The organism is Methanobrevibacter sp. (assembly GCF_045603845.1).
Classification (GTDB): domain Archaea; phylum Methanobacteriota; class Methanobacteria; order Methanobacteriales; family Methanobacteriaceae; genus Methanocatella.
The window spans coordinates 1-19545 of the sequence record NZ_JAZUMY010000060.1 but is presented as its reverse complement, the minus strand read 5'-3'; the positions used below and the strand labels follow the sequence as shown (position 1 = coordinate 19545).

Below are 19545 nucleotides of genomic sequence, written 5' to 3'. Positions count from 1 at the left end.
CTTTTAGTCCTCCTCAACAATATCCAAGGTTGAAATTGTAAAGCGATCATCCGTTTTAAGCTTTTCGGAATTCTCATTTTCCAGTTCCTGAACTTTAGATTTATGTACAATAAACGGATTTGAATCATCTGATTCCTCTTCAACTTCACCTAATTCAGCATTATTAACAACATCCTCACCTTTATAGAATGCATTAGCTATGGCATGAGCTGTAAACGGTGCTATAATGAAGTATATTGCCGCAAGCAAATACTGGCCTAGCCCAATCATCGCTATTACGCAGGCAATATCAAATATACCTACAATATGAATTCTACCATAAACAACATTTTTCATGTCTTTGGAAAGGCTTAAAAGGCCTACAGCAGATACGATTACTAAAAATGCTGCAATTAACAAAAGGGCTGACTGTATATACTCAACAATCATCACTTATCGCCCCCCGCAACAACAGCAAAAGCAACAGTACCTACAAATCCAAAGAATATTAAAGCTAATGATATATCCCTATAAAAAGTGAGATTATACAAGTCTCCGCAAGCAAGCAATGCCATAGCAAAAGCTACAACTACAACGGAACTTCCAAGCAATCCCATTGAAGTGGTTTTGTATGCGCTTGCCCTTAGAGCTGCAATCATCATTATCATGAATGCAATGATTAAAATATATTTTGAAATAATCAATATGTCCATTACTATCCCACTCGATTAATTTAAATAAAAAGAAAAGTTATTTAACAAATCAAATCTACTCTAACATTTTCTTAATATACTTTTCAAAAGGAATTATATCCTCTTTACTTCTTGGAGAAATAGCAGCTACTTTAATAATTTGATTTTCAGAATCTAAATCTACAGATAAAGTTCCTGGAGTTAAAGAAATACTATTTGCTAAAATTGTTTGGGAAACAGGTCTTTTCAATACTGTTTCAACATCTATAACTACAGGATTAATATCTCTTCTCATAATCTTATTAAAAACAACGTCAACGGTTGATTTAATAATTTCATAAATAAGGTCTAAGAAATAAATAATTCCATAACCAATTCTAGTCAAAAACATTAAACAAGCTCCATTTCAATTAAATTTAAAGTCAAAAACTTGACTATATAAACATACATTATTATTTATCATGATTATTTATTATAAATGTATGCTTTTGATAAAAAAAATTTATAACATGGGCAATGAAAAATTGAAAAAATAAATTTAATCATATGAAACTTTCTAAAATTAAATTTAAGAAAGATAGATTTTATAATATCTAATTTAAAAAAGGATTTGATGAAAATGGATGAAAAAATAAATGAAAAAATTATCATGACAAATTGACAAATATGAAAATCCATTAATTCGTTTTAATAAGCACGAATAATAAATATGAACCGTGTTAATGATTTTTACGAAAGATTTATAAACAATTAAAGTAAAAAAATTAAATAATTGAATAAATGAGGTGATTAGATGGTAAATGCTATCCTTGCTGCAATTCTATCCTTTTTCATTCCTGGATTAGGACAAGCTGTTGCAGGAGACATTAAAAAAGGTATTATCTTTTTCGTAGTCGCATTGATTATCGGAGCTATTGCAGGTTTTATCTTTAAACATTGGGTTGTATGGTTAATAAGCTTAGCATATGATATCTATGCAGCATATGATGCATATCAAATGGCTCAATAAGCCATTATTTTTTCTTTTTTTATTTTGAAAAATATTAATAATTACCTAACCAAATCAGACTACCCAAATATTATTTTAATCCATTTAAAACATAATATAATTTTAATTTTCATACAGATATTTTCGCTTATCCCCATCGTTCAACCATTACCTAACCACCCATGGCCAATCATAATCTATCAAATGTCATTATTACATCACCAATATATCCTGTTTTGAGAAATCATATTTAAAAAAAATTACAACATGAAGTCAATATTGATTTAAAGAGGTTATATTGTCTGAAAAGGTAAACATACTAATTTAAATACGATAAATAATAAAATAAGAGCAAACAAAAAGGAAATGATAAAATGACAGATGAATTGATGAAACAAATGATAGATACAATGAAAAATGCAATACCTGAAAAAAAGATAGTCGAATTTTATTTGGGCCTTGAAAACCCTGACATCAAACTTAAGTCAATAGGCAAAAATGAGGAAATTAAATCCAAGTTCAAAAATGAATTTTTTGATGAAATATATGTTGATGAAAATGAAATCATACTCGATTTAAGGATATTTGAAGAGGATCCTTCACAAAAAGAACTTGAAGAAATGTCAGAATACTGGGATGAATTGCAGAAGCATTTCAAAAAAATTGTACAACCATGCTTTGTAATTAGAGGCAAACAATAATTAAAAATTAATATATACCATCACCAACAAATTTAGTCACACCTAAAGGTGATGGAATGGATTTGATAGAAAAACTGGAACCTGTTATTTTAATATTTGCAATAATTATTGGATTAATCCTAAGCAATATCGATTTTTTAGCGGAAAATACTGGAAATCTAATAAACCTGTTCCTTTGCCTGATGTTATACGGATTATTTTTAGAGGTTCCTCTTAAAGACCTGAAGAAAAGCTTCAAAAATATCAAATTCACATCCACAAGCCTCATCATTAATTTCATATGGACACCGCTATTCGGCTATTTATTAGGCGACATATTTTTAAACGGACATATCGATATATTTATCGGGTTTTTCATGCTGATATTGACCCCATGTACTGACTGGTATCTTGTGTTTACTAAAATGGCCAAAGGAGACCTGAATTTAAGTATTTCATTGCTTCCGATAAACCTGATACTGCAGATTGTCCTGCTTCCAATATATTTAATAATATTTTTCTCAAGCAACAATTCCATGAATTACATTGATCTTGGATATTCCCTGCTGATAGTGATTGTAATACCGTTTGCATTAGCGCAGATAACCAAAATTATCCTGAAAAATGACTTGAAAGAAAAGGTGGCAGGATTATTCAGCGATTATCAAATTGTATTTTTAGCATTGGCTGTTTTTTCAATATTCAACAGCAACGGGAATTTACTGTTTGAAAATCTGGATTCTGTTTTGACAATATTCATCCCGCTGATTGCATTTTTCGCAGCAAACATGATTATAGATTTATTATTATCCGAAAAGATTAATTTTACATATAAGGAATATGCAAGCCTTACAATGACCACTCTGGCACGAAATTCGCCGTTAGCACTGGCGATTGCAATAAATTCATTTCCAGGCCATGAGCTGATAGCCATCGCGCTTGTAATCGGGCCTCTGATAGAGCTGCCTGTTTTATATCTCGTTTCAAGATTTGCTTTGATGATTAAAAATTCAGGACTGTTTTTTACATGCAGAATCAACTAATGAAGCTTTCAAACAATGAAAATAGCATCGGAATCCTGCAAATCAATGCTAAAATTATTAAAATAAATATTGCACCTATTGCAAAGTTCTTATAATACTTTTTTGAAGAAAGTGGAGCAAACAGCTTGACGCCTGCAGGAGTCGTTGCATCCAAAACAACATGAGATAACAATCCCAAAAACAATGCAAGAACTATTTGAATGTAAGTTATTTCAAATGCCTGTAAAAACACTACAGAAATGAAAAATAACGGAATGAAAATAGGAAGTAACCTTTTATTTAGGAATAGAAAGCTTAAAAGGGCTATCAGTATTGCAATCAAGTAGTTATTCGGAAGGATAGTTACATTAATTATTAGTTCCCAGCCCCATATCAATATTAAAGAAACAGCAGAAGCCAATATTACAGTTCCAGGGATAGAATGGGTAAAACTTCTGTGTTCGGAAAAATAAAAGGTTACACCGAGAAATACTATTATCAGTCCTATAAAATAAGGCAATTTTAGGATATATAATGATATGAACACCAACAAGCCTAAAATAATCATCTTATAAACATTCTCTTTCCGGAATTTATGATCGAAATCCGGAATGTTTGCACCAATAACGGCCAAAGCAATTATCAGAGGATTAAAAGTAAACATCAATACCAATATTAATGCAAATAGAGAATGACCCTTATAAGAAGACACGTTATCACCTTACTTACAAAAATCCTAAAATGGATTTACATTAATAATTTAAATAAATATAAATATATCTAGTTTATCCGAGCATTTGAACAGTATTGTCAAAATCCAAAATAAGCTAAAAAACTTTTCATCTGCTCTAAAGACTTTTCAAAGCTCCCTTTTCCAATAGAAGCGAATGGAGATAATACTTCACATGTAACAGCAGGAGTTCCTCTCAGATTGCACACGTCTTCAACTGCACCCTTATACTGTGAGCCTGCAATATCATAAGTGATTATTTCACTTCCGACCTCACGGGAGATGTGTTTTGCCACCAAAAAGCTTTCAGGAGACGGATTTTTTGATGAAAAAACCGATTCACATCCTGGATTGCTGTTATATGCGGTTGAGTGAAAATCACCGACAAAATCAATTTTCAGCTCTTCAATGGAGCGAACAATCTGATTGCTTAAGGAATTAGTGATATGTGCCGCTCTATTTAAATCCAGTGAATTGAATGTCCTTTCATTTTTCATTGTGGAATTTGGACTGGCAAAAGGGATAAAATAAATAGTGTTATTTACATCCGCCCCAATCAGCTCATTCATTAAAGTCAGATTGGCCAGCTGCGCAGGCAATTCGTTTCCATGGATTCCAGATAAAATAAGAATACTTTTTCCGCAATCACCGATTTTAAAGATAGGCGTACCGTAAATGCAGGAATATAAAACGAACCTGGAAAAATCTGTCAATTTAATTCTTTCAAAAATATGCTTGTTTTTGGAGATGTATCCTCTTGAGAGAAAAGAAACATAACTCATTTCCACATTTTCAAAATTATCCAGCCTATCGAAATCCATATTTATTAATTAAATCAAAGTCTTATTTAACATTTTTACTTAGGGATGAAATTGAAAAAATATATTAAAAAATTAATTAAACTTGTCAATTATGAGCGTGAAGCCGAAATAGAACTGATGGTTTCTGAAATAGAAAAGATGTCCGGTCAAAAAAGAGAGGAACTTGGAAGAGCCATCAATAAGGTTAAAGGCAAATATCTTGGAAAGGAACTGGGCCTGAACATTGTGCAGTTCGGAAGGCCGGAAATCATAGATACCGAAATCGGCGTAGGAGACATGATTCTGGTAAGTACTGCTAATCCGTTGAGAAGCGACCTGACAGGTACCGTCACTGAAAAAGGGGCAAGATTTGTTAAAGCCGCCTTTGACGGAAGGGTTCCAAAATGGGCCTTGAAAAAAAAGGTACGACTTGACTTGTATGCAAACGACATTACTTTCAGACGAATGGAAGACAATCTGAAGCATTTGAGCCTGAGAGGTAAAAATGCCCTTGAATATTCTCTGAATAAAAGGGATCCCCAGCCAAACAGAGATAATGTTTATATCGACTATATCGACCAGCATCTCAATGAATCACAAAAATTAGCTGTGAAAAACTGTTTAACCACCCAAAACTTCTTCCTGATTCATGGTCCTTTCGGAACGGGTAAAACAAGGACACTGGTTGAACTGATATCCCAGGAAGTAAGACAGCACAGGAAAGTCCTCACAACAGCTGAAAGCAATGCTGCAGTTGACAATATTGTCGAAAGGCTTGTTTTAAACAAAAAACTGAAGATAACAAGATTAGGTCATCCGCAAAGAGTGTCTAAAGACAATATCACCTACACTTTAGCATATAAAGTTGAAAAGCACTCCCTAAACGATAAAATCAAAAGAATCCACAAAAAAATCGATAAGCTGATAGAAAAAAGAAGCAGCTTCACAAAACCGACGCCGCAATACAGACGTGGATTCAGCGACCATGACATACTGTATCATGCCTCCAAGGGAAAGGGAGGGCGTGGAATAAGTGCCGAGAAAATGAAGTCCATGGCAAACTGGCTTGATTACAACCTTGAAATCGATGAGCTGCATGATGAAATCAAAAGAGTGGAAAACAAGATGATTAAAGACATTATTGAAAACAGTGACGTAATTCTGTCCACCAATTCATCTGCGGCGCTTGACAGCATAAAAGATACCAAATTCGATGTTGTTATAGTAGATGAAGCATCACAGGCCACTATTCCAAGCGTTCTGATTCCAATAGCCAAGGCCCGAAGATTCATACTTGCGGGAGACCACAAGCAGCTTCCTCCAACAATCATCAGCGATAGAGCCAGTGATTTGCAGGACACGCTGTTTGAATCGCTGATTGAGAAATATCCACACAAGTCACAGCTGCTGAATGTTCAGTACCGCATGAACAAGACGCTGATGGAGTTTCCAAACCATGAATTCTACAACAACAACCTGAAAAGCGATTCCAGCGTCAATGAAATTACACTAAAGGACATTTCGGATGTTGAGGATGATGATGCGATACTCTTTATCGACACATGCGACTTGGAGAAAAATCATGAAAAGCATCTTAAAGATTCAAAATCCATTGTAAATCATATTGAAGCAAGAATTGCCCTCAAAGTTGCCAAGGATTACATCAAATCAGGAATTGATGAAAAAGACATAGGAATAATCAGCCCATATGCGGACCAGGTAAAGTTAATATCCGAAAAGACCGATATTGAAGTCAAGACTGTTGACGGTTTCCAGGGCCGTGAAAAAGAGATCATCATCATTTCAACCGTTAGAAGCAATGAATATGGGCAGATTGGATTTTTAAAGGATTTAAGAAGGCTCAATGTTGCAATAACCCGTGCCAAAAGAAAGCTGATAATAATAGGAAACAGCGAAACCCTTAAATCCAATGCAACCTATGAACGTTTGATTGATTTTGTCGATGCGAAGAACTTGAGGGTCATAATTTAGGTATGCCTAAACTTTATATATGATAAGATTCAAAGTAATTAATAGAGTCCGAAAGGTGAACTCACAAAACACTTTCAAACTCTCCTCTTAATTGGGTGTTAATTTTTCAAAAGCCCATATAACTTTTCAACCTCAATTATAACCCCCGATTAAGAGCCCTCTTCTGTCAATACTTTTTTTGAAATAACCACATATAATAATTATATACTATTAAAAACAAAATTAAATAATGAATTCATTTTTATAAAATTATTTTGGTGATTAAATGGACAAAGTAGTCTTAGCATTCAGTGGAGGATTAGACACCTCCGTATGTGTTAAATTATTAGAAGAAAAGTATGACGTTGAAGTAATAACTGCCTGTGTAGATGTAGGACAAGGCGAAGAAGAAATGGCTAAAGCAGAAAGCATGGCCGCTAAAATTGGAACTGGAAAACACTACACAATTGACGCTAAAGAAGAATTTGCAAACGAATACATTGCAAGAGGAATTAAAGCAAACGCCGAATACGAAGGATATCCTTTAAGTACTGCACTTGCAAGACCATTAATAGCTCAGAAAATCATTGAAGTTGCTGAAAAAGAAGGAGCTACCGCAATTGCACACGGATGTACCGGGAAAGGAAACGACCAATTCAGATTCGAAGCAGTAATCCTTGCAATGTCTGATTTAGATATTATCGCTCCAATCAGAGAATTGAACTTAACCAGAACCGAAGAGCAAGCATATGCTGAAGAAAAAGGCATCAAATTGAATTACGATAAAATCTACAGTATTGATGAAAACATCTGGGGAAGGTCCATTGAAGGAGGAAACCTTGAAGACCCTGCAAACGAACCTCCTGAAGACATCTACGAATGGACAAAATCATGGCAGGACGCTAACGATGAACCTCAAAAAGTTACAATCGAATTCGAAGAAGGTATTCCTGTAGCTATTGACGGTGAAATGATGCCGTTAATCGAATTAATCAGAAAAGCAAATCAAATTGCAGGCGACAATGGTATTGGAAGAGTGGACACCATTGAAAACAGGATGATTGGACTCAAAAGTAGGGAAAACTACGAAGTTCCTGGAGCAAAACTCCTGATTGCAGCTCACCAGGCACTGGAAGAGCTCGTACTTACCACTGACGAATTAAGATTTGCAGAATACATGTCCACATTATATGCGGATTTGGTATACAGAGCACTATGGCAAGAACCATTAAGAGAAGACTTGGATCAGGCTATTGACAACATGCAGCAAAGAGTCAGCGGTGAAGTTACAATGAAACTCTTTAAAGGCTCAATCCAGCCGTTAATAAGAAAATCACCTTTCAGCTTACACAGTATCGAACAGATTACTTTCGAAGATAAGGAAACCGATCAAAGAGAAGTTGAAGGCATGATTAAATACCACGGCCTACAGGCTGCAAATTATCAAAAATTAAACAGATAGCTTCAGAGCTATCTTAAACTCTTTTTTATTATCGCTTCAGTGAAATATTCATTGAAAAACTTTTTATTGAAATCAAACAATCTTTTGAAATCAGAATCTATGATATACATGTCACAATAATCATCATTATCCCTGATACCACGACCATAAGCCTGCATTAATGACATTACAGCCTGATAGAAATACCATGACTGGTCAAGAGATTTTCTATACCTGACCTGTTCATTCAGCTGAGGATAAGGAACCTTAAAAATTATCTGGAATCTGCACAAGTCATCCTTTAAATCAACACCATCCTTTATTGAAGCCCCAATCAAAATGACCTGACCTTTAATATTTCCAAACTCATTTAAAACCTTATTTCTAGATTTACCGCCCACAAACAGCAGATTATAATCTTTCAAATTGTCCATAATCCAAAAAGCCTGTTCATTGCTTGACGTGTGGATAACACCCTTCTGAGTAGGATACTTATCGATTATTTCCTTGATTTTTGATATAGCTCTTTTATTTTTCCATAATGGAACCTTGTTTCGCTTTCCACTCATTGAACCGACAAAATCTACATAAATTGGTCTTTTTGATACCTCAAACGGACTTTTCTCAAAAATATAGTAAGTATTGTCTGGATTGATATTGTTCCACTCGCAGAATTTGTTTTTGCTTCCAAGAGTTCCCGTTAAAAATATGCGGATGTTTCCAAAGCTCAACAGGTTTTGAGTAGCGTCGGAAACTGAATATGGCTTGAATTCAGCTGAAATATCCATTTTATTTTTCATGATGAGTTCATAATCCGGCACGTCAATAATCAAATCACCACTTTCAAGCCCCATTTTAATCGAATTAAATGACTGCAAATCGCTTTCAAGAATCTGCTTTTCCATAAAATCTGTATTTGAATACTTATCAGGATTTTCTTCAAACTCATCCAATGTAACCTGAACATCCTCTTTTCTGTCGAATTTTTTAATCTGTTCGCTGCATTTTTTCATGAGATTCTCACAGACCCCAATCCAATATTCAGGTTTCGCTTTTATATGAGAATATGATTTTTCCCTATTCATCAGCGCTTCAAAAATGTCTACACCAAATTTTGTTGATATGTATTCCCGTTCAAGAGCATGAGAAGACAAAAGCAACATTTTACGCTCCAGATTATGGGCCTCATCCAGAATCAGCAATTGACGAGGTTCCATCATCTGATTGTCAACGCCCACACGGTAAAGGAAATCGTAATTTGTAATGACGTTTTCTGACTGTTTTGCCTTTCTAAAGGCCATCTGATAATCGCAGTCCCTGCATTTTGCCAAATTGTATTCTGCCTTAAGGCAAAAATCACATGTTCCCTGATAATTACATTTGTAGTTTCCTTTTCCTTTTATCTCAACCAGCATATCATCAAAATCATGCAGATACTGCTCCTGAAGCTGCTTCGTCATAGTCAGAATATATGAATCTTCATACATATTTGCAAGGGTCGTTGCGATTGCAGACTTGCCTATGCCGGTTCCCGCTTCCAGAATGATATTTTTATATCCTTCTCCGATTGCAAAATTTATTTTATTGATTAATTGTATTTGAGTGTTTCGTGGCGTATGTTCGGTTAATGACCAATGAATCATCCAATCAAGATTAGAATTATTGTTTGTTTCACTCAATTTAATCCCTACTCACAAGATATTCACAATTATATTTTATTAGAATAGCTATTTAAAAGTTTACCATCAAATAATATAAACATATGAGCAAAATAGAACAACTACAATCAATAATCGATTCATCCGAAAATATTGTATTTTTTGGAGGAGCCGGAGTATCAACTGAAAGCGGAATCCCTGATTTCAGAAGCGCTGACGGAATCTATTCAAAAACACCAGAAGAGCTGGTTTCACACACTTATTATATGGAACATACAAAAGAATTCTTTGAGTTTTACAAGCAAAATCTCATTTTCAAGGATGCTGAACCCAATCCTGCCCATTTTAAGCTGGCCGAACTTGAAAAGAGAGGAAAACTCAAGGCAGTGATAACGCAAAATATCGACGGACTGCATCAAAAGGCAGGTTCTGAAAATGTATTGGAGCTTCATGGAAGCGTTCACAGGAATTTCTGCCAGGTCTGCAACAAAAGCTATGATTTGGATTATATTCTTGAATCAGAAGACATTCCAAGATGCAAATGCGGTGGAATAATAAAACCCAATGTAGTACTTTACGAAGAACCTCTGAACAATGCGGTTTTAAGTTTTGCAGTCGATTACATCTCAAATGCAGATACTCTCATAATTGGTGGAACATCACTTGTAGTTTATCCGGCAGCAGGATTAATAAATTATTTTAATGGAAAAAATCTGGTTTTGATAAATAAAAGTGAAACACCATACGACAATCTGGCAAGCCTTGTTATTAATGATGCGATTGGAGAAACCTTGTCAAAAATAGATTAAAAACATAAATGCCTAATATTGTAGTTAAACTACAATATACCGATAGACATTTATGACATATACTAACCAACTTATAGGCATTAACTAAAAGTTAATTCCTAAAAATTATTTTAAAATTAAATACTCATCTATTATAGATTTAAAACCTACAATAGCACCAAATGAGTATTTTAGTATTTACCCATCTTAGGATTTGTTAACATATCCTATAATAATTAATATAAATTCATAACATATAAAGTTAATCATGAATAAAAAAAGAAATATTATTGACTTAAATCAAAATCAATAGCTTCTGGAATCAAATCAATTCCATTCAAACGATTATCGCACTTATAAACCAGAATTTCCACGCCGTTTTCATATGCCTCATTTAACGTCTGTGAAAATATTGGATCGTTTTCCCAATTTGGAGCGAAGGATTCTCCCAAAGGATGCTGGATTAGGAAAAACACTACTGTCCTGAATCCATCCTTTTTAAGTTTTATCAGTTCTTTCAGGTGTTTTGTTCCCCTTTCTGTCGGCGCATCGGGAAATCTTGCTTCACGTCCAACTACCAGAGTCACACCCTTGACTTCAACAAAGCAGGGCTCTTCGAGAAATGACATTCCGCAACAATCATCAACTTCATTGGCCAAGTATATATCTATCCTTGAATTGCCTATTGTCTTTTCCCTTTGATGGTAATCATAACCGGAAAGCTCTTTTATTTTGCCACTTACGATTGCATCATAGACAATTTCATTAGCTTGCTGAGAGTAAATTGATACCAGATGACCACGGTTCTCGACAAAATGCAGACTGTATTTGGTCTTTCTTTTCGGATTGTCTGAGGGCTTCAGCCAAACAACAGCATCCTCGACCAACAACTCCCTGCAGCGGCCGGTATTCGGCACATGAGCTATCTGAATTTCACCGTCAACTTCCACTTCAGCTATGAATCGGTTCGGCCTTTTTTTGAAAATCCCTTTAACATAATCCATCTTTAATCACGTTTCCAATGTATGAAACCAAATCGCTTGCTGAAAATCCGTTTCCGTTAACTTCATAGGCCTTCTCTCCAGCCAGACCGTTGATGAACACTCCCAGACATGCACTGTCAAATGGACTCAGACCCTGTGAGAGCAGACCAGTGACAATTCCCGCAAGGGCATCGCCTGTTCCGCCAACCGTCATTCCGGCATTTCCTGAAGAGCTGATTCTGAATTTGGAGCCGGATAAAATCAGATCGTTTTTGCCTTTTACAATAACAGTGCCTTTGATACTTTTAGTGATCCTCTGAAAGTCTGTAATATTTTCATCGACTTTTTTAAAGTCATAACTGTCCAAATCAAGCTTCAGATTTGAATTGAAGAACTGGTTGAACTCTGCCAAATGAGGAGTCAGTACAATATTTTCCTTATTTTTAATCAGTGCCAACTCAACCTGCTTTAGACCGTCAGCATCCAATACAATAGGTTTTTTGATTTTTGAAACCAGAATATTGAAGAGTTTTGATGTCTCATCGTTTATGGAAGACCCCGGACCGATGAGCACTGCATCGACCTTATCTGCCAGTTCAAGAATTTCATCCAAATGATTTAATGAAAGATAATCACCTTCCAGGGACTTTACAATCAGGTCCTCCGAAGCAGATTTTACAGGAACTGCAGCGCTTTCGGGAGTTGCAACATAAACAAGATCAACGCCCGTTCCAAAGGCAGCCTTACCCGAAATAGCCGGAGCGCCATGATAGTCTCTGCTTCCACCGACAACAAGCACTGCCCCGTTGTTTCCCTTATGTGATTTATCATCCCGATTTTTAAGCCTTAAGAAGTCACCATAGTTTACGAAGTATTCAGCCTCAAGAGGTATTCCGATGTCTGCCGTTACAAGGCCTCCGACAACTTCCTCCTCAGCATCCCTCACGCCGGTCTTGATTTTATGAAAGCTTATGGTGTAGTCGGGAACGACGGCAACATCATCAACATTTCCCGTTAGCGGATCCATTCCTGAAGGCACGTCTATACTTATCTTGATTCCGTTGGACTCATTTATTACTTCAATGGCCCGTTTGATGTTTTCCTGAAGATTTCCCCTGATTCCTGTTCCTAAAATCCCGTCAACAATTATGAAATCCTCATCCTCATCAAGCCTGAAGTCCCCGATACTCGTCAAATCGTGAATTGTCAGTCTGGACAGTCTTGGTTTCATGTTCATCAAAACCTCCAGATTTGTTTTTGCTTCGGATGAATGGATATTGTCATTCAGCATGTAGATGTCAACGTCATATCCTCTGTTTAATAGGTAGCGTGCGGCCACAAAGGCATCACCGCCGTTTCCTCCGGAACCTGTAAACATCACAACCTTTACCGGCTTTGCGAAAGTGAAAACAGCTATTTTTGCAACTTCCTCACCTAAAGACTTTCCGGCGGCTTCCATTAAACATAATCTTGACAAACCTAAGTATTCACAATTTGCATCAGTTACCATCATATCTATCGGGTCCATTAAATCACCACAAAATTAATTTATACAATTCAAATATAAATAAACATATCTTAAATAAGGAACTGTTTTATGAGAAAAATAACATTTAGAATTTTAACACGATTGCCGACAAGATACGTTACGACAGGAATATTTCTGATTGCGCTGCTTTTTGCCTACGGAATAATAGGTTCCTATTTCATAATGGGTTTGAACCTGATTGATTCCATTTATTATTCTGTTGTTACGATGGCAACAGTTGGTTATGGAGATCTGACTCCAACAACAGGAATTCAAAAGATTTTTGCAACAACACTTGCTTTGGGCGGTGTTGCATTGCTCGCTTATGTATTCAATATTATTTTAACGAGTTTTCAGGAAAGAATGAGCACATATTCAAAAGGAGCTAGGAAAATGAAAGCAATTGAGCAGATGGAAAATTATTATGTTCTTTGCGGTTACGGCAGGGTCGGAAAAGTGGTATTTGAAGAGCTGAACCAGAGAAATCAGAACGTAATCATATTCGAAAAGGACAGTGAAGTGACTGATGATTTAGAGGAAAGCGACAATGTGGTTGTCATAAACAAGGATGTGACAGAAGACGACCTGATAGCTAAAGTGGCAGGTGAAAAGTGCAGAAGCGTCATAATCAGTACCGGAAGTGACGTTACTAACCTATTTATCGTTTTGACCATTAGGGAAAGCAATCCTGACGCATGGATTGTTTCAAGGGCAAGCAAACTGGAGAACATTTCACACCTCCGAAAGGCAGGGGCAGACAAGATTGTGTCTCCGGAAATCATTGGAGGAAAGGACCTTTATCTGGAATCCGCAAAGCCGCATCTTTTAAGGCTGACCGTTCAGCACACAACCGATGAAATTCTTGATGAATTCGAAATCATTTCAAATCACGGATGCACACTGGAAAATATCGACTACCACATTCCGGGAATTGAAACGCCGTTAAGCCGTGAAATAAAAACAATGGATTTAAAAGACGGCAAGAAGTTCCAGAAGTATTTGGATACAAATAAAGATGCGAAAGAAGCTCTTGATAACCTGTACAGCAATGTAAACAATATCCATTCCCATCTGATTTCAGGCCCTGACAGACGCACTTTTGAGAACTTACTCAATAATCTTGAAAAAGAGATTACAATTATCGGTAAAAATTTATCAAACAAAGAGATAATGGAATTAACTAAAAAAAGAAAAGAGTAGAGAGTTAATCTCTCTAGAATAACTCTTGTAAATGGATTTGGTAAGGACCTAAGCTTCCGCCGTAGTTACCAGCACCTATTTCAATAACACCAGGAACTTGGCAAGCAGCTTCAATACCTGCTTTCATAGCGGCTTTAACTGATTCTTCATCTACACCGTCAATAACGATTTCCATGTTTCCGAATACGTTTTCAGGTAATTCAGTGTCAACTTGGTCTTTTAATGTTACACATTCTTTTTCGTTGGTAGATGCGCTCATGAAAGAGTATTTGGAACCGGTTTTTGAACCAGAAGCAACCATACCGCCTGAGAAAGGAGTGATTACACCAGCAACAGCGTGAATAGCATCGACAGCAGCTTCAGCAGCAACGATGGAAGCCATTTGACTGTCAGCCATAATGAAGAAGTTTCCACCAGCTACTCCGTCTTTCCATCCCATTTCGTCTTCAACTAAGAAGTCACCAGACATGATAGGAATAACGTGCATTTTTTTACCGTTTACATCTTTTTCAGTTTCATATCCGTCACCGAAGAATTTGAGTTGTTTTCCGGTTGGGAATGATTCTTCACTTTCAAGAGCATTGAATGCTGCTGCGGTAGGAGCGGTTAAAACACATTGACCGATTCTGTCCATGATTTGTCCGCCTAAAGCTTTTTTGGACATGTGGCAGATCATAATTGCATAACCAGGTCTTCCATCCGGAGATTCGGTTGGAGGAATGTATTGGTCGATACCTGCTTCTGCAGGACATCCGATAACTGAAGTAGCAAATCCGGTAGCTTCAGTAGCTGCAATTTTAGCTAAATGTTTAGTAGCTGCAGTAATAATTAATCTAGATACTTTAATTCCGAAACCTTCAGCAAAGGTATCTTGTATATTTACGCCATTAATTTCCATAATTTCACCAATTATATACATACAAAAAATTAATTTTTTGCTATACTAAAATATCTTAATATAAAATAAAATAAAGTTTTCTATTTATTCATCTTCACTTTCTTCGGGAAGTTCCTTTGAAGATGAACTGAATGATATCTTATCCAAAACTGATGAGCCGTAATATGGCAAAATCAGCATTCCGATAATTGTGGCCATCCAAAATGAAATCAGCCTTTCAATGACCGTAGCGGCAGCCGCAACTGATGATGATATTCCCGCTGCGGAATAGAAAATAATCATTATTCCGTCCACTGCACCGAGACCTCCCGGCAGAAGCGGAATCATACCCACAAGTGAAGCGAGAATAAATACCTCTCCAATGACCACAGGACTTACAGTGGCTCCGAATGCCAGAAAAACAAGATACACCCTTAAAATTTCAAATATCCAAATTATAAAGGACAGCGGGAGTGCATAGTAGAGCACTTTCTTATGGTGAATAACCAGATTCATAGTGTCCTGGAATCCTTTGATTACTTCACGGATTTTTTCTTCAAGTTCCTGGGAATTTTTCTTATAAAATCTCCTGACAAGTCTGATAACCCAATTTGAAACCTTTTCACCGAAACGTGGATTGATGGACATGTAAATCAGTACAATCAAAATTGCAACAATAGCTATTACTGCCAGAACCATGACAACAATCAGTGATAATGAAAAATCAAAGTAAATGGTCATCCCAATGATTGTCAAAACGGCCAGAAGAACAAACGGGAAAGTGTCCAAAGCCCTGTCTGCCACGACAGCTGCAAAAGTCTCCTCCATCGGATAATTTTCTTCACGGGACAATATATATGCCCTTACAGGCTCTCCGCCACCCCTTCCTGAAGGAGTGAGGTTGTTGACTGCAAGACCTACCAGAACCATAGGCAGCAGCTTGAAAGTGCTTACATTAATGTCTGCAATGTCATTGAGTATTTTCCACCTTAATGTGTAGAGATAATAAGTGAATACCTGAACAACTATGGCTACGCCAATCAATGTCAGATCGGCGAACTTTAAGGCATTGATAACCTCATCTATTCCTACAAACCACAGCATCACTGCCAGTATCAAAAGACTTATTGCAAGAAATATTACTGATTTTTTATCCATAGTCCCACCATAGAAAATAGATTACATATTATATTTAACTTAAAAATTTATATATATATTTATTCAAATTTAAATTATTAATAATAACATTAGGGGAATTTATGAGATATATAAACAAAAACGACTTGCTGATTGTTGCCAGAAATTCAGGTATGATTATGATAGGCATCGGAGTATTGTGTCTGGTTCCAATCATCGTCGATTTGATATACTTTGAATTCAACTTTTTGGGATATCTCATACCTGCCCTAATATCAATCGGAATAGGATTCATTTGCGTCAAAGGACTTGACAAATACACCCAACGGAAAATACGTCTGAAACATGGAATGATCATTTCATCAATCGCATGGCTGTGGGCAAGCATCATCTGCGGACTTGTAATGCTTATGGTTACAAATCTGGGTTTTGTGGACGGTGTTTTTGAAAGTATGTCTGCATTAACCGGAAGCGGAATTACCATGTATAGAAACGTGGAAATACTTCCTCAAAGCATTCTCTTTTTCAGGTCCCTCCAGCAGTGGGTCGGAGGATTAGGGGTTGTTGTTATGATTATCGCAATTTTGACACGTCCCGGAACCACATCATCAAAGCTTTACGAATCCGAAGCCCGTAAAGAACGTATCAAACCATCCGTTAGAGCCACACTAAAACAGACCATCAAAATTTATCTGATTTATACTGCATTCGGAATAATCTTATATCTGCTTGCCGGAATGCCCCTTTTCGACTCCGTATGTACAACATTCAGTATCATTTCAACGGGAGGAATGAGCATAAAGAATGCAAATATCGGATTTTACCACAGCGACATCATCTACTTCATTACAATCGTACTGATGATTCTGGGAGCTACAAGCTTTCTGGTACATTACAAAGTTATTAAAACCCGTGGGAAATCCCTGATTCAGGACCTGCAGTTTAAGGTCATGATCAGCCTGATAGCCATTTCAACAGTCATCCTGTATTTCGCGTCAAACATCATACCAATTGAACTTCTCTTTACCGTAGTGTCTGCCGTTACAACAACAGGAGCCACGGTTCAGGGCTTTGAAGTGATGTCAACATGGCCTTCATTCGTGCTTATTGTCCTGATGGCACTGATGACGGTTGGAGGATCAAGCGGTTCAACAGTAGGTGCGCTGAAGCTGATGCGTGTGATTACCTTCTTTAAGGGAGTGTACAAGCACATCAGGGAAATCCTCTCTCCGGAAGGAAGAGTAATACCTATGAGAATATCCGGACAGAAACTCCCCGAAAAAGCCGTTGCACAAAGCGGGAACTACATAACCCTCTATTTATTATGCATACTATTTACCTGGGCGCTGTTCTGTCTGTATGGCCATGACCCGTTCAGAAGCCTCTTTGATACAATGTCAATTCAGGGTAATGTCGGCCTGGAGCTTGGAGAAATCGTATTTTCACTTGAAACTCCACTGAAAGTCATAAGTATCTTTAACATGTGGACCGGAAGACTGGAAATATATCCAGTACTCATCACCCTGAGAGCTGTTTTTGAAATATTTAAAAGATAGATTTATAATACTTAAAATATACAATAATATGTATTTGAACATGAGGATGTGATTGAATGTATGTTATTATAATGGGTCTTGGACGTGTGGGACTGTCCCTTGCAAACTTACTGATAGATGACGGATATGACCTCACATTAATAGATGACAACGAAGCTTTATGTAACGAAGCAGCAGCAGAACTTGACGCATTAGTTATATGTGGAAACGGAACGAATTCCAAATTGCTTGAAGAAACTAACATTGAAGATGCTGACTTTTTCATTGCAACAACCGGAAACGACGAGGCAAACCTCCTGTCATGCATTCTGGTTAGAAAATACAACGTTCCAAACATCATTGCCCGTGTAAGTAATCCTGACCACGAGGAAGCCTTTAAGGAAGTTGGAATCGACAACGTAATCAGCCCCGAAATTACCGCCGCAGGATTTTTAGAAAAACTTGTTACAAGGCCAAACGTTGCGGATTTAATATCTCTCGGTGAAGGAGATGCCGAAATCCTTGATATGACAATCACAAACGATAAGGTTGTTGGAAAACGCATCAAGGAAATTTCCCCGACAAAAGACTTTATTATAATAGCCACATATCAGCAGGACGGAAAACTGGTTATACCTCAGCCTGACAATACCCTTGCGCGCAATGAAAAAGTATCCGTTCTTGTAAAAAGAGGATCATTTTCCAAAGCATCTAAAAAATTAGAAAAATAGTTTAAAATTGACTATAAGACAATTTGATATGTTTACTGGCATTGCCCTCAACAATAGGTCCGTGACCCGGAAACAGATTGATTGCATCCAATTGGGTTAATTTATGAACTGATTGTTTTAAATCATCATAATTACCGCCGATGTCAAACCTTCCAACACCACCATGGGAGAATACAGTGTCTCCGGAAATCAGATTAACGCCATCCCACAGACATATTCCACCAGCAGTGTGGCCGGGAGTGTGAATTACTTCAAATCCTCTGATTTTATCGCCGTCTTTCAATTCAATGTCGACCCTTAAGTTGCCCGGATTGTCAAAGACGTTCATTGATGTGCCGAGATCATCCTTATTCCTGATTGAAATCGCATCCAGATGATGGACAGCTATTTCAGCATTTTCAAACAAATGGTTTCCGCCCATATGATCGAAATGGCAATGGGTGTTAACGACTAGAGAAATATCTTCTGGCCTTACGCCATGCTTTTCAAGCTGGGAAATCAAATAATCGTCATAATAGCCTGAACCGGTGTCAACCAGCATGTCATCAATAAGATAATAATTTGAATCAATGTGATAACCCTGAATAAAAACAATATTATTGGAACTCATAAAGATAATTATTATAAAAGGTAGTAAAAAAAGTTTAGTATAAAAATGGGGTCACAGGGATTTGAACCCCGATCCTGGGATTTCTCTTGCCTCAGTACTCCAATTGATCATCACAACAAGTACTGTTCAGTTACGCGTATATTTCTTCAAAGACAACTGGAGTCCCAGATGATGCCTGGTTACACTATAACCCCA

At 36.7% G+C, this 19545-nt stretch carries 20 protein-coding genes and 1 tRNA gene; 9 read left to right on the top strand and 12 right to left on the bottom strand.

Annotated features, from left to right (window positions below):
• Nucleotides 1–3: 3 nt before the first annotated feature.
• From ACKI2W_RS05235 to ACKI2W_RS05225, 3 genes are read right to left on the bottom strand one after another with little or no spacing between them, the layout of a single operon-like run.
• A complete protein-coding gene (locus ACKI2W_RS05235) occupies nt 4–429 on the bottom strand; it encodes a cation:proton antiporter (protein WP_407379940.1) in 426 nt (141 codons plus the stop codon).
• Nucleotides 429–692 (bottom strand): hypothetical protein, encoded by a 264-nt coding sequence (locus ACKI2W_RS05230; protein WP_407379938.1) that lies wholly within the window; start codon nt 690–692, stop codon nt 429–431. Before ACKI2W_RS05230 ends, ACKI2W_RS05235 begins: the two co-directional genes overlap by 1 nt.
• Nucleotides 693–747: 55 nt before the next feature.
• On the bottom strand, nt 748–1062 hold the full coding sequence (locus tag ACKI2W_RS05225; RefSeq protein ID WP_292799097.1) for a Na+/H+ antiporter subunit E: 315 nt from the start codon (nt 1060–1062) through the stop codon (nt 748–750).
• 402 nt (nt 1063–1464) lie between these two features.
• Here ACKI2W_RS05225 and ACKI2W_RS05220 point away from each other — a divergent pair, with 402 nt between their 5' ends.
• The 3 genes from ACKI2W_RS05220 to ACKI2W_RS05210 all read left to right on the top strand — a co-directional run bounded on the left by ACKI2W_RS05220 (nt 1465) and on the right by ACKI2W_RS05210 (nt 3382).
• Nucleotides 1465–1680 (top strand): hypothetical protein, encoded by a 216-nt coding sequence (locus ACKI2W_RS05220; protein ID WP_407379936.1) that lies wholly within the window; start codon nt 1465–1467, stop codon nt 1678–1680.
• A 353-nt stretch (nt 1681–2033) separates the two neighbouring features.
• Nucleotides 2034–2360, top strand: a complete 327-nt coding sequence (locus ACKI2W_RS05215) for a hypothetical protein (RefSeq protein WP_407379934.1) — start codon at nt 2034–2036, stop codon at nt 2358–2360.
• Between the two features lie 56 nt (nt 2361–2416).
• A complete protein-coding gene (locus ACKI2W_RS05210) occupies nt 2417–3382 on the top strand; it encodes an arsenic resistance protein (protein ID WP_407379932.1) in 966 nt (321 codons plus the stop codon).
• Here ACKI2W_RS05210 and ACKI2W_RS05205 read toward each other — a convergent pair.
• Nucleotides 3375–4073 (bottom strand): metal-dependent hydrolase, encoded by a 699-nt coding sequence (locus ACKI2W_RS05205; RefSeq protein ID WP_407379930.1) that lies wholly within the window; start codon nt 4071–4073, stop codon nt 3375–3377. The genes ACKI2W_RS05210 and ACKI2W_RS05205 overlap by 8 nt on opposite strands.
• Nucleotides 4074–4171: 98 nt before the next feature.
• Nucleotides 4172–4912, bottom strand: a complete 741-nt coding sequence (locus ACKI2W_RS05200) for a succinylglutamate desuccinylase/aspartoacylase family protein (RefSeq protein ID WP_407379928.1) — start codon at nt 4910–4912, stop codon at nt 4172–4174.
• Between the two features lie 51 nt (nt 4913–4963).
• On the opposite strand from ACKI2W_RS05200, the gene ACKI2W_RS05195 reads away from it, so the two are divergent.
• Both ACKI2W_RS05195 and ACKI2W_RS05190 read left to right on the top strand, forming a co-directional pair.
• The gene (locus ACKI2W_RS05195; RefSeq protein WP_407379926.1) at nt 4964–6883 is read left to right on the top strand and encodes an IGHMBP2 family helicase; all 1920 of its coding nucleotides are present in this window, start codon (nt 4964–4966) and stop codon (nt 6881–6883) included.
• A gap of 265 nt (nt 6884–7148) precedes the next feature.
• Complete coding sequence (locus ACKI2W_RS05190; RefSeq protein ID WP_407379924.1) at nt 7149–8324, top strand: argininosuccinate synthase; 1176 nt, start codon at nt 7149–7151, stop codon at nt 8322–8324.
• An 8-nt stretch (nt 8325–8332) separates the two neighbouring features.
• Here the strand turns inward: ACKI2W_RS05190 and ACKI2W_RS05185 are convergent, their stop codons facing one another.
• On the bottom strand, nt 8333–9982 hold the full coding sequence (locus tag ACKI2W_RS05185) for a helicase C-terminal domain-containing protein (protein WP_407379922.1): 1650 nt from the start codon (nt 9980–9982) through the stop codon (nt 8333–8335).
• A gap of 83 nt (nt 9983–10065) precedes the next feature.
• On the opposite strand from ACKI2W_RS05185, the gene ACKI2W_RS05180 reads away from it, so the two are divergent.
• On the top strand, nt 10066–10770 hold the full coding sequence (locus tag ACKI2W_RS05180; protein ID WP_407379920.1) for an NAD-dependent protein deacylase: 705 nt from the start codon (nt 10066–10068) through the stop codon (nt 10768–10770).
• 266 nt (nt 10771–11036) lie between these two features.
• Here the strand turns inward: ACKI2W_RS05180 and sfsA are convergent, their stop codons facing one another.
• Both sfsA and ACKI2W_RS05170 read right to left on the bottom strand, forming a co-directional pair.
• Nucleotides 11037–11753, bottom strand: a complete 717-nt coding sequence (gene sfsA, locus ACKI2W_RS05175; protein ID WP_407379918.1) for a DNA/RNA nuclease SfsA — start codon at nt 11751–11753, stop codon at nt 11037–11039.
• Nucleotides 11740–13260, bottom strand: coding sequence for an NAD(P)H-hydrate dehydratase (locus tag ACKI2W_RS05170; RefSeq protein ID WP_407379916.1), 1521 nt, complete (start codon nt 13258–13260; stop codon nt 11740–11742). The genes sfsA and ACKI2W_RS05170 overlap by 14 nt, the downstream gene beginning before the upstream one ends.
• Nucleotides 13261–13329: 69 nt before the next feature.
• Between ACKI2W_RS05170 and ACKI2W_RS05165 the strand changes: the two genes are divergently transcribed.
• Nucleotides 13330–14460 (top strand): NAD-binding protein, encoded by a 1131-nt coding sequence (locus ACKI2W_RS05165; RefSeq protein ID WP_407379914.1) that lies wholly within the window; start codon nt 13330–13332, stop codon nt 14458–14460.
• A 13-nt stretch (nt 14461–14473) separates the two neighbouring features.
• Here the strand turns inward: ACKI2W_RS05165 and fhcD are convergent, their stop codons facing one another.
• Complete coding sequence (gene fhcD, locus ACKI2W_RS05160; protein WP_407379911.1) at nt 14474–15358, bottom strand: formylmethanofuran--tetrahydromethanopterin N-formyltransferase; 885 nt, start codon at nt 15356–15358, stop codon at nt 14474–14476.
• A gap of 84 nt (nt 15359–15442) precedes the next feature.
• The gene (locus tag ACKI2W_RS05155; protein WP_407379909.1) at nt 15443–16495 is read right to left on the bottom strand and encodes a UPF0104 family protein; all 1053 of its coding nucleotides are present in this window, start codon (nt 16493–16495) and stop codon (nt 15443–15445) included.
• A 101-nt stretch (nt 16496–16596) separates the two neighbouring features.
• On the opposite strand from ACKI2W_RS05155, the gene ACKI2W_RS05150 reads away from it, so the two are divergent.
• Nucleotides 16597–18030: a TrkH family potassium uptake protein gene (locus ACKI2W_RS05150; protein ID WP_407379907.1), complete on the top strand. Its 1434-nt coding sequence runs from the start codon at nt 16597–16599 to the stop codon at nt 18028–18030.
• Between the two features lie 56 nt (nt 18031–18086).
• A complete protein-coding gene (locus ACKI2W_RS05145; RefSeq protein ID WP_407379905.1) occupies nt 18087–18740 on the top strand; it encodes a potassium channel family protein in 654 nt (217 codons plus the stop codon).
• A gap of 1 nt (nt 18741) precedes the next feature.
• On the opposite strand, the gene ACKI2W_RS05140 is transcribed toward ACKI2W_RS05145, so the two are convergent.
• Both ACKI2W_RS05140 and ACKI2W_RS05135 read right to left on the bottom strand, forming a co-directional pair.
• The gene (locus ACKI2W_RS05140; protein WP_407379903.1) at nt 18742–19350 is read right to left on the bottom strand and encodes an MBL fold metallo-hydrolase; all 609 of its coding nucleotides are present in this window, start codon (nt 19348–19350) and stop codon (nt 18742–18744) included.
• A gap of 46 nt (nt 19351–19396) precedes the next feature.
• A tRNA-Trp gene (locus ACKI2W_RS05135) sits at nt 19397–19544 on the bottom strand.
• Nucleotide 19545: the final 1 nt, after the last annotated feature.